Here is a 14,616-nt window from a genome sequence, read left to right on the forward strand (position 1 = left end):
GGCAGGCATGGACAGGAATGGAACAAAGTATAAAAATATTGTGCCGCTTCATAGCTAAGCCTTAGCTATGAAGCGGCACCTCTTTATTAAACACCGTCATGTTTATTTCCCATTTTGTAATCATCTCTAGCCCAGTTTGGAGCATTGACTGTGCCAGCTTTCTCATGCCCATTTTTCGCAGCGCCCTGGATTTCCGGCACCTTGGCCTGCTCATTCTTCGGACGATGCATTTTCTCATGATTTTCCGTTCCATGATTGTTTGAATCATAAGGACTCGGTCTTCTCATACCTGCTTTTGCCATAATGATACCTCCTATCTGTCAATAGTTTTTGTATTTCTACAGAAACTATACAGAGAAAATCAGGAGATGGACGGCAAATATTTTTTATTATAATTATTGCAGCCTGTCAATATCTTCTAACAGCCTGTATCCCACTCCCATCTCTGTTATAATGTATTGAGGATTTGACGTATCTTTTTCAATTTTCCTCCGCAGGTTTGCAACATTAACCCGAAGGGCTTTGCTTTTGTTTACATAAGGCCCCCAAAGTTCACGGCATAAAAATTCATGGGTCAATACAGTACCTGCATTAATAGAGAGCAGGACGATAATCCGGTATTCAATAGGGGTTAAATGTACGGTTTCTCCGGCCACCGTTACTATTCTCCTATCATAATCAATATATAAATCCCCAAAACGAAAAGGATGATTCACTTTGCTGTTCTTTATTTTCGATATATGTCCTCTCCGCAAGGCAGTTCTGATTCTTGCTACCAGAATCGCATTGTTAAAAGGTTTTGTAATATAGTCATCTGCACCACTGTCAAGAGCCGTTACAATGAACTTGTCTTCATGCCTGGCCGAAATAATAATAACAGGAACCATACTCCAGCTCCTAATAGACTTCAGTACTTCCATGCCATCCATATCCGGCAGCCCCAAATCCAGTAAAATTAAATCCGGGCAATGAGAAGAGGCAAAGGAAATGGCTTCTTTTCCATTGACGGCTTTCAGTATCCTATAGCCTTGCAATTCTAATTTTACAGAAATGAATTCGATGATTGCGTCCTCATCCTCTACTATCATAATAACGTGTTTATTTTCCATAGCAACACCTTTCTGGTAAACTGTATCCCCTGAACCGCAGGCGCAAATAATCTTTAAAAATTATTTCTCACTGCCAAGCGGTATTGTAAACATGAATTGTGCCCCGCCTTCTGGACGATTAGCTGCATATATTTCTCCTCCATGAGCTCTGATTATGGTTTTACAAATGGAAAGCCCTATCCCCAGATTTCTCGTTGAATCTTTATATGGGTTCTCCTGCGTAACCGTAAAATCAAATAGCTTGGGAAGAATCTTTGGATCTATTCCCGGACCGGTATCTGTTATTAAAAAACTTACAAAATCATCCTCTTCTTTTACTTCTATTACCACATCCGACCTCTGGCCTCCAGCATGTCTTTGAGTATTTTCCAAAATATTAATAATGACCTGAGAAATCAACATAATATCTATGGGAATTAAAATCACATATTCAGGCTGATTTATGGTGATTCTGGTATTAGGAAAGCGCTTGCGAAAAGTTGAGACAGCCTCTTCTATAACCTCTTCAACGATTTCTTCTGATTTATCAATCACCATGCCATTGTTCTGAACCTTTGTAATGGACAAAATGTTTTCAATCATATTCAAAAGCCATTGGGCATCATTTTGTATCCCCTCTGTCAGTCTGGCCTGTACCTCATAAGGAATCTTATTCCCTTCTTCCAGTAAAGTAGAACTTGCACCTATAATACCAGTAAGCGGAGTTCTCAAATCGTGAGATATACTTCTTAAAAAGCTGTTCTTTACTTTTTCCGTTTCCATCATCACCTTAATTTCCTGCTGTTCCGCCATAAGACGGTACATCCTAAGTGCCTGAGCCGTTTGCTCCGCTATTAATTCTAAAAACATCTTTTGCTTTTTGTCCAAATCCTTTTCATTAAAAGAAAAAGCAAATACTCCATATGTTATGTTCTGAGTCATTATGGGCAAAAAGTAGCCATAGTCTTTATCATCCAAAGCTTCCTGCTTATCCGCAGCAAGCCTTACTAAATGAAATATTTCCTCTTTCGTAAAATATTCAATACCCACATCATCTTTTACATATGTAAAATAAGGATTCAACTTTCCCTCTGGTTTGATATCTTCAAAAAAAGCTACAGAATGAATTAGTTCATCCTTTAAGTAATCCATTGAATATCTTACAATCGTATGCAGATCCCTGGTAGAAAGAAGCTTCCGGTTAATACTGTATAGCAATTCAGCCTGCTGGCATTTCTGCCTGGCATGTTCCGCCTGTGCCTTAATGCTGGTAGTAATAATGCTGCTGGTGAAAACTACAAGCAGAAGGATAATAAGAGTTAATGGAAAATTCACAGTAAAACTAAAACCAAATCTTGGTGAAGTTATTAAAAAATCATAAGTAAATACTCCTATAACTGCTGATAACAATCCATATATATACTCTTCTGTAACAGCTGTAATAATAAATATTGCCATAGCCATTACAATGTTTATATTCTGGTATCCAAAATTATTACGGTAAAGAACTTCGCAGATAAGTAATGTACCGCAAAGAATACAGAAAGAGAAAATAATATTTTTAGCCTTTTTCTTATTCAAATCAACTCACCCTACACTTTTTCATATATTATTGACTAGATGTCCGGAATCATCTTTCATCTCCATACATTTACTATTATACATTATATCATTGTTTAACTGTACCAGCTATAAATAATTTATTATCCGAACATGGAAATAAAAATTCCTGCTATTATTGCTGAACCTATGGTGCTTGCAACAATCGGCCCCATTGCATGCATTAAAAGATGGTTTGAAGGATTGTATTTATGGCCTAGCTTTTGTGATATTCTTGCAGCCATTGGCATCGCAGATACTCCTGCATTTCCAATGAGGGGATTTACTTTTCCTCCTGTTAATTTGCATAAAACTTTTGCTACCAGTACTCCTCCGGCTGTTCCCATTATAAATGCAAAAAGGCCTAAGATAATAATAAAAAGTGTTTTAATATTTAATACCCTCTCAGCCGTTGCACTTCCTCCAATGGATAAACCAATTAACAGGGTAAGCAGATTCAGCAAATCCCCCTGCAGCATTCTGACTAACCTTTCTGCCACGCCGCTCTCTCTGATAAGATTACCAAGCATCAGCATTGCTATTAACGTTGCAGCAGAAGGAACGAAGATTAAAACCAGCAAAGTAGTTACAATAGGAAAAAGAATTTTCTTTCTCCTGGACACCTTTTTAGGAATAGGCATAATTATCATTCTTTCCTCTTGGGTGGTAAGTGCTCTCATGATAGGCGGCTGAATAAGAGGAACTAAAGCCATATAGGAATACGCTGCAATAGTAATCGTCGGAAGCAGATGACCTGCCAGCTGCTTTGTGATATAAATGGAAGTCGGACCGTCTGAACTTCCTATTATTCCGATAGCTGCCGCTTCCTGTATGGTAAAGTTTTCAAAGCCGGGGATAAAATGAGAAATTACAGACCCTATGCCTAATGCTCCAAACATCGCCGCAAATATACCAACCTGACCTCCAAGACCAATTAACGCTGTTTTTGGCGATGATATTAATGGACTAAAATCTGTCATTGCACCAATACAGATAAAAATCATGGGAGGATAAATTCCAAGCTCAATGCCCTTATACAAATAATAAATCAATCCGCCTTCATCATAAGAGGACAGACCCGCAATTGATATATTGGCAATAATCATTCCAAATGCCAATGGAAGAAGCAGCAGGGGCTCATACCTTTTTTCTATAGCCATATATGCAAGGGCAAGGGCCAAAATTATCATTATTATTTCCGGCAGTGTTAAATTATTAATTATATTTGTTATATAATTAATCACAATCATCTCCTGGTTATTTGTGTAGTTACGTTATTGTGGTTAACAATTATATCTAGCATTGGGTTTTCTTTCCATATTTTATATTCAATAGTTTTGATATGTCAAAAATGGTCATTTTTCTTTGAGAATTGATTGCAAAGGTGTAGTTTCCCAACCTATTTTCCTCCTTTTTTATTAATAATTTATTCATTTGTATTAATTATAAAAGAAATATGCATAAAGAAGCTGTTAAGAAAATCGGAAGACTTTAAAAAATTCCCCCTGTTTCCCACAGCACCTATGTGAATTTTGACAAACAATTACAAAAAAAGTCAGTACAGTGCCATAGGCAAAATACTGACTTTTAGGATCATTGAATATGAAGTTGTATTGGTGTAAAGGATATGTACGGCAGAATCGTAAGCTTTGTATTAGAAGCTTAAAAGGAATTTAAACGAACCGGACAATTTCCTCCAGTGGTTTGCGGGATTTCTTTCGTACCGTCTGATCTGCCGGATATCCGGCTGCAATTAATCCGCATATATGCTTTTCCTTTGGAGTGTTCAGCAGTGAAGCAATTTTCTCTCTATCATACATTCCAAAAATGCAAGTACCGATTCCCTGTGATTCAGCTTCCAGGCAAAGATAGGCAATTGCCGCTCCAATATCGCCGGGAGCGAAATACTGGCTGTCTACAAGGCTCCTAACATGGGGCATTAAATTTGCATGTTCTTCAACCACAACAAAAAATGCCCGTGCTTTGGAAGCAAACCCATTTGATCCCAACTGCTGTGCAGCTTCCGCTACCTTTTCTATAAGTTCTGGATTTTCGACTACCACAAAACTCCAGGGCTGACCATTACAGCCGGAAGGTGCCAGGCGGGCCGCCTCAACACATTTGACCAGCTTTTCATGTTCTACCGGTTGATCTTTAAAATTTCTGCTGCTTTGCCTGCGAAGGCATAAATCCATAAAATCATTCATTTTAATTGCTCCTTTATGTGTGAAACTTGCAAATAAACGTGTTCCAATTGATCTTCCCACCGCTTTCGGATGATGCTTTACTGTTGGTACTGCCTCAGTTAGAAAGATTGACTCTAAGTTTTTCTATTTCATCATCAGTTAAACCGATTGACTTGATATAACCCTCTGCTGCTTTGGTCAAATCTACCCCTTTAAGACTGCTTCCTTTGGAAATACCAGCCATCTGTCTCATACTCTCCAGGATGTTGTTGTTCCCAATCCGGTCATATTGACCAGGTGCGACAGGCACATGGTAGAAATTAACGAAACTGTCCATATAGTCAGTCTTAATCTCCCAATATTTCGCGCCCATCAGGGATTCAAGCAATGCGACAACAAAACCAGTCCTGTCTTTTCCCTCTACGCAATGGATAAGGTATGGACCTTTCTTTTCGCCCATTTCCCGTAAAACAACAGCAAGCTTCTGCTTGAAATCTTCCGATTGTAAGTCAAGTCCCATGCCCAGTGCATACACATTACCGATATCATTCAGTCCCTTATAATATGCAAGTTCGCCGTTAGCATCGGTTCTTAAATGACCCGCAACCTCCTCGGCTGTTTCGGAAAGATTAAATATAACATTAACTCCCGCATCCTTTGTAAGCCTCATAGCGTATTTGTTTCTTCCGATTTCCGGATTGATCGGGTTGGAAGACCTGTATAGCCTGCCCGGAGCTATACTGCCAAAAGCCGCTTCACGGAAATTGGCAAACACCTCATCACTGCTATAATCATCTCTGTTGTTAGTACGTTTCAGTTGGCGTACTTCGTATTCATCCAGGTATCCTCCCTTTTTTGAAAGGGTGATGGTTACCTGATCATTAACAGCCGTCCCGTATGTATCGGCAAAGCTGCCGAGATTTATTGCCAATATAATGTCCTCATTGGATTTTTCCTCGGCTGACGATGCAACTATAACGACCTTCTTACTGTCCACATCACTATATGAGGAACATACCGGAACCTCTAATAACTGCCCGCCAATTGCCACATTCACGATGTCGCCATATTGGAATAACTTTAGAAAATCAGGGTTTTTAATATTAATATATACATTGCCATATTTTTCATGCACTTTTGAAACACTAACGGATAACTGGTTCTGCGACTCTTGAATTACACTTGCATTTTCATAAGCCATGGTGTAAACAGGCTTAGCACCACTTAAGAACACAGCAATAAATAAGCCAATCGAAATACATTTTCTCCTTTTCATTAAAACGCCTCCAAATATAATATTTTGTAAACCTCACATATCAAGAATACCACAAAATAAGCAGGATGTTAAGATTAATTACGCATCAGTTTTCCCCTTTTTACAGGCATTTTTTTAAGTCTTTTATTTCTTACATCAAATGAGCTCTATTTCTTTTTCCCCTTCTATTAAAGCCTTTTATAAGGCTGATTGGCTGACCAAACATTTTCATTAACTTACTTTATAGACTAACTATGTCAAGTAGTTATTTTATATTAGTTTTCCTGTTATATAATTGTACTTTGAAAATCGCATGACAAATAAAGCACCCTTAAAGCTGCCTTGTAAAATTGATATGAGAGATAAGAACTACTTTATGTAAGCTTCATGTTTCATTTCCATACAGTAAAGAACTCTGACCAGTTTTTTCGCAACGTGGGAAACTGCAACATTATAAGGTTTTCCTTCTGCCTGTTTTTTCTGCAAGAATAAACTGAAATTAGTGTCCCAGTTACCAACATTTTTAGCAGCTGTATAAAGTGCGAAACGCAGGTATTTTGAGCCTCGCTTAACCATTTTGGCATGGGTAAACGTATACTTCCCAGATTGATAGATAGATGGCTCCATTCCAGCAAATGCAAGTATTTTTTCGGCATTAGAAAAATCAGAAAAGTCACCTATCTCAGCATGGATGATAGCTGCAGTTATATAAGAAATACCGGGAATTGTTATAAAAGGAGAATCTATATTTTTAACAATCTCTTTTATTCTTTTTTCAATCACTTCGGTTTGTTCCTGTAGCAGAAAAATGCGAGCTAAGGTTTGCTGTAGTTCAATGGTCTGTATGCCATCGCAGGTTCCGATCGATTGTTTGGCGGCTTTTTTGATGTCAATTGCTTTTTGGCGACCATAGTGACCTTTTGAATGTTTTGATAAAAGGTTAGTCAAACGAGTCAGATGAGCCTTTGAAATGGCGTTAGTATCTGTGTATTCACTCATAAGGTGATAAACCGAATTAACCTGTAGCTCATGAACTATTTTCTCTAATTCGGGGAAAATGATATTCATCAACCTGGCAAACGATACTTTGAGCCTGGAGCAATCTTTTACAAGGTTAAAACGATATCTTGTTAGTGACTTTAGTTCTTTTTCATGGTATGATGCAGGTGCATAGGGCGTTAGCTTCTGTGTCATCAGCATTGATACGATTGATTGGGCGTCAGCCTTGTCCGTTTTAGTCTTTCTAAAGCTTAGACTTTTTTTGTATAGACTAGTGTGAAGCGGATTGATAATAAAAATGTGGTAGTTTTTATTAACGAGGAAATCAGCGATATTGTTGCTATAATGACCAGTTGCTTCCAGCCCTAATTTTATTGTTTCCGGGTTATTGGTACAGGATTGCATACGCTGAAGTAAAAGAGAAAATCCAATAAGATCATTAGAAATGGTGAAGACAGGGAAAAGAATTTCACCGTCCGAATTGGTGATAAGACAATCGTGCTTATCTTTTGCGACATCAATACCTACGTAGATCATAATAAAAGCTCCTTATGGTAAATTGACACTGTTATCAGTTCCACAGAACTGCCTGCTATGTAGCCTCGTGCTAATTAAAACGTCATGCGTTATCTAACTGATCAACATTTAAGCAGGCAGCTGTGGTTATAGCCTATAAACAAACGTCTAAGCGTTAGGAAAGTTCGACTAATTCACAGTGCCTATAAACAGTATACACTTACTCAAGAAAGAGTAAGGAACTAATATTAATTTAACATACGAGGAAAATAAATATCAATTTCAGAATCAGGATTATCAGGACCTGAAAAATTTTCTGTATAACATTCAAAATCATCATGTCCGGCGATTTCATATCCGCTATTCGGAAACCATACCCCCATATATACCGGTATGTTTTAAGTAAAGATCCAGCAGTTCCAGTATGAGTAAATTTTGCATATTTATTAGAGACTAACCTTTTTATCAGCATTTCCTCCGGTATATTATTATTTTGGTGTACTTCAATGCCTATAAAGACAGTTGCTTCACTGTCTGCATTAAATTTATCTACCGAACATGACTCTGTTGATTCAAATATGCTATATCGTTTGCATGCACATACATCATAGTCCAGCCTGGACACCAACTCATTGAAAATACTCCACATTTCAACAATATTGCTTGTATCAATATCCGTTTTAAATCTTATACCCATAATATATTTTGGAATAGTATTTACTATCCGAGCTTCCAAACTACATTGATTTTCCAGTTTAAACATCTTATTATCAGTATGTACTAAACTCCATGCTGCCTGTGTCAGCCGTCTGCCTCTGATATAACTTCTAATAGTTTCTCCCATAATAACATAAAAATAACGATGAAAATGATAATAGGAGTAGCCTGCCGCCTTGGCAACATCACAAGCTGAAATAGAATTATACAAATTGTTTTCAATAAATATAATTGCCTTCCCAATAACTTCTTCCTTACCCAGGATAGCCCCTCCTTTCATATATTTCAGTATGTTATTTTATAAAAGTCCTTCCCTGCTTTTTCTTGAGGAAGCATTACTTTAATCTCTTTTTCATTTAACGCTCCAACCAGAAATGTATTCCACTTATTTATTTTAGGAGAACCAAACGTTATTTCTATGTTTTTTTCAGTTACATCAAATATCATAGAACGCAGTGTTCCAAAAAACTCATCATAATAATGACAACAGAGACCGTCTGGATAAGGTGTGGATAAACCGATTGGAGCTTCCATTGTCCAATCTATTGCTTCTTTAACTGTACGGCAATTTTCCAAGATACTGCGAACAACAATCCAAAACCCGTTACACCTGCTTTTTGCCCTCCTTCAAAATTACCGACCGGTAAGCCATTACTGGCTTTACAAACAGCTAAACCATATTCATTCATACCATCACATCTGCCAAATAGATTTAGAGTTGAACCAATATACTTATATTTGCCTGTAATATTTGTATAAGCAAAACACATTTCTTCCATTTCATCATTAATACCACTGCAATATTTGTCCAGTAAATCTGTGATTTGGATTAATTTATTCTCCGGATATACTTTTGGCGGCAACAATACTTTCTGCAGTAAATCCGGTTGTAATAAAACCCATTCACCAATTTTCTTTCCAACCTCGTAATTCGTTCCTTCAAAATTTTTAAGATGTGCTTTAATCTCTTTCATATCTACTCTCCTTTTCTGTAAAGTATAAAATGAAATGGAACAGGAAACTTGATATTTTTTGCTGCTTATTGTTATGTCTATAGACCTCACTATTGCTACAATGATACACCAGATATTTTTGCCCCGCTGCCAGCCGGTTCAATCCGGAGGGCGGCGGGGCTTTTTTCGTTCACCGCTCGTTCATAACGCTCACCTTGACTTTTACCACCTACGGGGGTAATATACGAATATTACAAATGTAAGATTAGTTTGGGGCAAGACGGATCAGGATATAGGAGGTGGTTCGATGAAAAGAGGAATAAAGTTTTCGCTATGTACATTGGGAAGCGGAATCGGTCTTGCTGTTGTGGGATGGGGTTTGGTCTGTATTCTACAGCATTACGGTTTGATGCTTCGAGCATGGGTCGGAATCACGTTCTTTGTTATCATAGCGCTTCTCGGGTTTGCTTTATCAGGCGGCATTATATACACGCTGACTAAGGTATATTCAAGACCGAAAGAAGGCATTTTGCGAAAAATTGTGTCCGCAACCGGAATTGTCATTATCCTGTTAGGAACCGGTGCGTTTGTAATCCTCGCATTATTCGGGGCGGCTTTTGGATATAACCCTGAGCATGTGGTGGAAAAATACGGTCAAAAGATGGTCTCTTATGATAGGAGCTATTTGGATACGAATATCGAGTATTACGAATACATAAATTTCCTTGTTTGCGGAAATAAAGTTATTGGAAATGAAGGGCCTAAGCAAAACTACTGGTTTCAGGATTTTCAAGGTAATCTGATTGCGAGTTATGAAGAAGACTTTGCTCTGTTGGAGATCACAGATAAAATAGCAATCTCTTTCCCGCCCGAAGAAATGAAATGCACATTTGATGGCTCGGATACGAGATCACGGAGCGTGATGTCATATTCAGTAGACGGAGAAAATTGGGAGGAAAGAGACACCGGCTACCATTATCAATTTTTCTTTGGAGATATAGGTTATTTGGTTGTTTCATACGACTGGGCAATGCAGCACGAAGCGGCCGCTGTTTATAGATCCGTAGACAGAGGCGAACACTGGTCATTCATATCAGCTACCCCATCGGACACGTTGCTGCAAAACGTGATGTTCTTCGATGAAGACACAGGTGTTTTTGAATATGGCGAAGTCGGAACTGACAGCTATGCCTTGTATACCACAATGGATGGGGGAAGCACATTTATGAAAGTGAATTTACCAGCAGAAACGCAGGTCTTTGTATGGTGGAGAAAACGGGAATCGAACCCGTAACCTCTTAAATATCATTTAAGCGCACACCCGGCAAATCAGGTGTGCGCCCTCATAAATCTCTTTGTAATATCAGTTTCTTCAGCAATAAGAACCGATATATCATGTTTTCCATATCTGGATTTTTATAATCAATTACCTGCGTGGCAGTACATGAATCGCCCCGCCAATACAGTCCTCAAGCGCCTCCGCCACAGATTCATTATAGGTAGGATGAGCCCGCATAGCCTTTAAAAGCTGCTCTGCAGTAAGTTTATTGGAAATGGCGGTTCCCATTTCACCAATCATGTCCGTAGCTCTGGCGCACATCATCTGTACTCCCAGCAGTACGCCTGTTTCCTTATCTGTTACAACTTTAACAAAGCCTCTCTCTTCCTTAGTTATAAATGATTTACTGTTGGCATGAGTTAAGAATTTCCCGGTAACGGTCTCGATTCCTTTTTCTTTTGCTTCCTCTTCCGTTATTCCCACACATGCAATCTCAGGATCCGTATAAACACATGACGGAACTACCGATAAATCAATGGACGGCTCTTTCCCATTCATTCCTTCCACCGCACAGATGCCCTGGGAGCTTGCGGCATGGGCAAGCTGAATACCTCCGATGACATCTCCGATAGCAAACACGCCCGGCATACTTGTCTCAAAGTTTTCCTTCACCACAATCCTGCCACGGTCCATTTTAAGTATTGTCCCTTCCTCCAGCAGTCCATCCGTATTAGGGATACGTCCGGTGGCTGAAAGCAGGTATGGCGTCTTTAAGACCTCAATCTTTTCTTTATCTTTTACTTTCTCTCCATAGGTACAGATAAAATCCAGGCCCTCCTTTTCTATCTTCCGGACAAATGCCTTGGTATGAATGTCAACGCCTCTCTTTTTCAAAAGCAGCTTTACACTCTGGGAAATCTCTTTATCCAGACCTGGCAGAAGCCTTTCTTCCGCCTCCAGCAATGTGACCTTGGAACCAAAGGAAGAGAATACGGTGGCAAACTCCACCCCTATGACCCCGCCCCCTATAATAATCAGGTTTTCCGGTACATGATCAAGCTGAAACATCTCATCGCTGGTCATAATTCCGGGAAGGCGGATTCCTTCAATAGGCAAAAGAGCCGGCTTGGATCCTGTTGCCAGCAGGATATGTTTTGCCTGAAGGATTTCTTCTCCTTCCGTTGTCTTGACCCTGACCCTTCCATCCATGGTCAGCGACCCTGTCCCACTGATCCGTTCCACTTTATTTCCTTTAAGGAGCTGTTCCACACCAAGTCTGAGACTTTCGGAAGTTTCATTTTTATAGGACATTACTTTTCCGTAATCATAGCTCACCTCTTTTGAGATGATTCCAAATCGCTCTCCGGAAAGAACCTCCTGATATAATTTGGCAGCATGAAGCATGGCCTTTGCCGGAACGCAGCCCCTGTTTAAGCAGGTGCCGCCGACTTCCCGGTTTTCTATCACCGCTGTCTTCATTCCCAGCTTTGCAGCCTTGATCGCTGCTACATATCCTCCGGGTCCTGCACCAATAACAATCAGATCATATTGTTCCTCCATCCTATCCCTCCCTGGTCTTTATAATTCTGCAGCAGCAAAAAATTCTTTTAAGTCTTTTATCATGGCCGACTGGGCCTGGGTTTCTGCAGGCACCTGATCCAGCTTATTATAAATATCCTCATTTTCATATTTGCTTCCCTTTATATATCCGGGGATTCGGTCCATAAGATCCGGCTCCATGGAATCGGAAAACAATTGGAGATCCTTTATGATCCCGCTGTTCACCTGAAACTGCCAGATTACATTTCCCCATACAAACCGTTTTGACAATTCGTACTGAAAATCCATGTTACGTCCATACAGCCAATCCCAGGAAGAAAATTTCTTTCTTCCCTCAGCCAATGCTTCCTGGTCTAAATCCTCCTGCCTGCAGAAAACCGCCTTACATCCATAAGTTTCCTCAAATGCCTCCAGAAGCTTTTCTTTTAACATATCGATAGTCAGGTCATCCCGATATTCAGAAAGATTGGTCACCCTGGATTTAACGGAGTCCACTCCTTTTAATGCCAGCTTATCCTTTGAGACCTGGAGATATTTGGACAGCTTCTCCATATCTGCACGAACCAGCAGGGTCCCATGATGATAGCATTTCTCCCCTCTTGTATAAAAGGCATTACCGGAAAACTTCCTGTCTGACACGGTAATATCGTTCCGTCCGGATTTCTCTGCATAAATTCCCAGCTTTTTGACCCCGCTTAAAATGACCTCAAGCTGTTTATCCAGATCATAATGTTTCTTGTTTACAAGGAACGTAAAATTCAAATTGCCCAGGTCATGGAATACGGCGCCTCCTCCTGAAAGCCGTCTCACCAGGTGCCCGCCATCCTGCTCTAACTCCCGGATTCTGCATTCCTTCCATGGATTCTGGTTTTTACCGATTACAACGGTATTTTCATTCTGCCAAAGATATAGGATACAGGTATCCCGCCCTGCTGTTTCTAATAAATACTCCTCAATGGCAAGATTCAGATATGGGTCATGACTGCTTCCATTTATATATTTAATTTGCTGTATCATCTTTATCTGTTTCCTTATCTAAGAAGTCATACTTTAACTTTGGATTTCTGGCTGCCCTTACTTCATCAAGTCTGGTGACCGGCGTATGGATGGGGGCCTGATGCAGGGTTTCCGGCTGAGACCTTGCAGTTTCATAGAGGCTGCGCAATACAGAAATCACTTCATCCAGGGTTTCTTTTGACTCCGTTTCCGTAGGCTCCGCCATTAAAGCTTCCGGTACGATCAGTGGAAAATACATGGTCGGCGGATGGATTCCGTGGTCCAAAAGCCCTTTTGCTATGTCCATAGCTGATACACCGGTTTCTTTTTTAAGTCTTGCCAGGCTCATGACAAATTCGTGCATACAGGGTCCCTGGTATGCCATATCATATACATCCTTTAATTGGGCCATCATATAATTGGCGTTTAAAACGGCATGCTTTGAGGCCTCCGGGATTCCTTCCTTTCCAAGCATGAATAAATACGTCATGGCCCTGACCACGATCAAAAAGTTGCCATAAAAGCTTTTCACCTGTCCCATGGTCTGGGCAGGACGATGAAACATATATCCCTTATCTTCCTCCACCATGTTACCCGGTAAAAATTCAGCCAGGAGATTCTTGCAGCCTACTGGTCCGCTGCCCGGGCCTCCTCCTCCGTGGGGAGTAGAAAAGGTTTTGTGAAGATTTAAATGAACCACATCAAACCCCATATCCCCAGGTCTTATCATACCCATAACAGCATTTAAATTTGCTCCGTCATAGTAATTCAGGCCACCCCCATCATGAACGATTTTTGTAATTTCCAGTATGTTTTTATCAAAAAGCCCTAATGTATTGGGATTGGTCAGCATCAGTCCGGCCGTATCTTCCCCGACTGCTTTTTTTAATTCCTCCAAATCCACTCCGCCGTCATCAGCAGATGGGATACTGATTACTGAAAAGCCTACCATTGCCGCACTTGCAGGATTGGTTCCATGTGCGGAATCCGGTACAATGATCTTAGTTCTTTTTTTGTCACCGCGGCTTTCATGGTATGCTTTTATCAGCAAAAGCCCGGTAAATTCACCATGAGCTCCTGCTGCCGGCTGGAAGGTCATGCGATCCATTCCGGTGATCTCACATAAGTATTGCTCTGCTGTTTTCAGTACCTCCATGCAGCCCTGCACCGTATGCTCCGGCTGCAGCGGATGAATCTGCTTAAATCCAGGAAGGGCCGCCACGTCTTCATTGATCTTGGGATTATATTTCATGGTACAGGAACCCAGAGGATAAAAGCCGTCATTGACACCATATGCCTTTTTCGCTGCTTCTGTATAATGCCTGCTTATATCATTTTCAGACACATGCGGAAGGTGCAGGCTCTTTTTTCTTAAGCTGCCTTCTTCCGGCAGACTTACCGGCACATCACATTCCGGCAGGATGCTCATCTTTCTTCCTTGCTGTCCCTTTTCAAATATCAGCATAAC

At 40.2% G+C, this 14,616-nt stretch carries 14 protein-coding genes; 1 reads left to right on the plus strand and 13 read right to left on the minus strand.

Features of this window, described 5'->3' with window-relative positions:
- Positions 1–86: 86 nt before the first annotated feature.
- The 10 genes from ABFV83_RS09755 to ABFV83_RS09800 all read right to left on the minus strand — a co-directional run bounded on the left by ABFV83_RS09755 (position 87) and on the right by ABFV83_RS09800 (position 9,334).
- Positions 87–302 (minus strand): hypothetical protein, encoded by a 216-nt coding sequence (locus ABFV83_RS09755; protein ID WP_054740019.1) that lies wholly within the window; start codon positions 300–302, stop codon positions 87–89.
- A 93-nt stretch (positions 303–395) separates the two neighbouring features.
- Complete coding sequence (locus ABFV83_RS09760) at positions 396–1,109, minus strand: response regulator transcription factor (protein ID WP_349948665.1); 714 nt, start codon at positions 1,107–1,109, stop codon at positions 396–398.
- Positions 1,110–1,169: 60 nt separating this feature from the next.
- The gene (locus ABFV83_RS09765; protein WP_349948666.1) at positions 1,170–2,669 is read right to left on the minus strand and encodes an ATP-binding protein; all 1,500 of its coding nucleotides are present in this window, start codon (positions 2,667–2,669) and stop codon (positions 1,170–1,172) included.
- 122 nt (positions 2,670–2,791) lie between these two features.
- Positions 2,792–3,937 carry a sodium ion-translocating decarboxylase subunit beta gene (locus ABFV83_RS09770; RefSeq protein WP_349948667.1) on the minus strand — a complete coding sequence of 382 codons (1,146 nt, stop codon included), beginning with the start codon at positions 3,935–3,937 and terminating at the stop codon, positions 2,792–2,794.
- A gap of 423 nt (positions 3,938–4,360) precedes the next feature.
- Positions 4,361–4,894, minus strand: coding sequence for a nitroreductase family protein (locus tag ABFV83_RS09775; protein ID WP_349948668.1), 534 nt, complete (start codon positions 4,892–4,894; stop codon positions 4,361–4,363).
- 94 nt (positions 4,895–4,988) lie between these two features.
- Positions 4,989–6,149 (minus strand): tyrosine-protein phosphatase, encoded by a 1,161-nt coding sequence (locus tag ABFV83_RS09780; RefSeq protein WP_349948669.1) that lies wholly within the window; start codon positions 6,147–6,149, stop codon positions 4,989–4,991.
- Positions 6,150–6,497: 348 nt separating this feature from the next.
- Entirely contained in the window at positions 6,498–7,664 is a 1,167-nt protein-coding gene (locus tag ABFV83_RS09785; protein ID WP_349948670.1) for an IS110 family transposase, read from the minus strand.
- A 232-nt stretch (positions 7,665–7,896) separates the two neighbouring features.
- Positions 7,897–8,640 (minus strand): AraC family transcriptional regulator, encoded by a 744-nt coding sequence (locus ABFV83_RS09790; protein WP_349948671.1) that lies wholly within the window; start codon positions 8,638–8,640, stop codon positions 7,897–7,899.
- A 5-nt stretch (positions 8,641–8,645) separates the two neighbouring features.
- A complete protein-coding gene (locus ABFV83_RS09795; protein WP_349948672.1) occupies positions 8,646–8,894 on the minus strand; it encodes a hypothetical protein in 249 nt (82 codons plus the stop codon).
- 8 nt (positions 8,895–8,902) lie between these two features.
- Positions 8,903–9,334, minus strand: a complete 432-nt coding sequence (locus tag ABFV83_RS09800; protein ID WP_349948673.1) for a hypothetical protein — start codon at positions 9,332–9,334, stop codon at positions 8,903–8,905.
- A gap of 286 nt (positions 9,335–9,620) precedes the next feature.
- Between ABFV83_RS09800 and ABFV83_RS09805 the strand changes: the two genes are divergently transcribed.
- Positions 9,621–10,607, plus strand: a complete 987-nt coding sequence (locus ABFV83_RS09805; RefSeq protein WP_349948674.1) for a hypothetical protein — start codon at positions 9,621–9,623, stop codon at positions 10,605–10,607.
- 132 nt (positions 10,608–10,739) lie between these two features.
- Here ABFV83_RS09805 and lpdA read toward each other — a convergent pair whose 3' ends face one another.
- From lpdA to gcvPB, 3 genes are read right to left on the minus strand one after another with little or no spacing between them, the layout of a single operon-like run.
- Complete coding sequence (gene lpdA / locus ABFV83_RS09810; RefSeq protein WP_349948675.1) at positions 10,740–12,152, minus strand: dihydrolipoyl dehydrogenase; 1,413 nt, start codon at positions 12,150–12,152, stop codon at positions 10,740–10,742.
- A gap of 18 nt (positions 12,153–12,170) precedes the next feature.
- Entirely contained in the window at positions 12,171–13,169 is a 999-nt protein-coding gene (locus ABFV83_RS09815) for a lipoate--protein ligase (RefSeq protein ID WP_349948676.1), read from the minus strand.
- Entirely contained in the window at positions 13,153–14,613 is a 1,461-nt protein-coding gene (gene gcvPB, locus ABFV83_RS09820; RefSeq protein WP_349948677.1) for an aminomethyl-transferring glycine dehydrogenase subunit GcvPB, read from the minus strand. Before gcvPB ends, ABFV83_RS09815 begins: the two co-directional genes overlap by 17 nt.
- Between the last annotated feature and the right edge of the window lie 3 nt (positions 14,614–14,616).

Origin of the sequence: Lacrimispora sp. BS-2 (assembly GCF_040207125.1) — a bacterium.
Taxonomy (GTDB): domain Bacteria; phylum Bacillota; class Clostridia; order Lachnospirales; family Lachnospiraceae; genus Lacrimispora.